The 681-nt window shown below is 48.8% G+C and carries 1 protein-coding gene; it reads right to left on the bottom strand.

Translation table 11 applies throughout. The features are described from left to right. On the bottom strand, positions 1–510 hold a 510-nt coding region (locus tag DVK07_RS22520), incomplete at its 3' end, for a hypothetical protein (protein ID WP_147441284.1). Between the last annotated feature and the right edge of the window lie 171 nt (positions 511–681).

Genomic DNA, 681 nt, shown 5'->3' with positions numbered 1-681 from the left:
ATCCAAGTTGGTAGCGTACTTGTCAGCGTCGGGTACTTCTTCGCGTTCACTCGGTGATGGGGAATAGTTCGTGTTTGGTTCACTATCCGAATCCTCGTCCAAGTCGTCTTTGCTGATAATAGTTCCATCACCACCATTCCGAAACTGTAGGAGCTCAGATGGATTCTCCTTCATCCATTGTACAAGACCGTCTGTCTGTTCGTCTACCAGTTGTTGATGCGTCCGCATCTTCCGGTAGTTACTGACAATTCCCTCCCGTGCCATCTTGTCCGTCAGGAACTCGCCCATATCGGTCAAGGTATACACGCGTTTGGTCCCGACCTCACCCTCACCAAGAGAAACGTCCAACAGTCCGAGTTCGGCAGCATCGTCACGCCGTGCAACAATAGTTGAAGACGTCACTCCGATTTCCGGTTCGATTTCCGAATACGTCATCGGGCGCTCGTGAAGTAGCGACAGTAGCCCAACTCCGCCTTTGCTCTGTAGAAACTCCTGAAGGGTTACAGCCATCAGATCTGCGTTCAAGACCGACCTATTTAGAACCGTGCTTAACTCCAATTTGGAACTTACTAAGAAATCAAGAAAGCAGCAAAACGCCAACAACAGTCCCTATACAACCATTTTTAACCATCCATTCGGAAACTACACCCGCATACATATGCTCCATATTCGAGTTGCTAT

It is taken from the genome of Halorubrum sp. Atlit-26R (assembly GCF_003666015.1).
Classification (GTDB): domain Archaea; phylum Halobacteriota; class Halobacteria; order Halobacteriales; family Haloferacaceae; genus Halorubrum.
The sequence above is the reverse complement of the archived record's forward strand: the minus strand, read 5'-3'. Positions and strand labels throughout refer to the sequence as shown.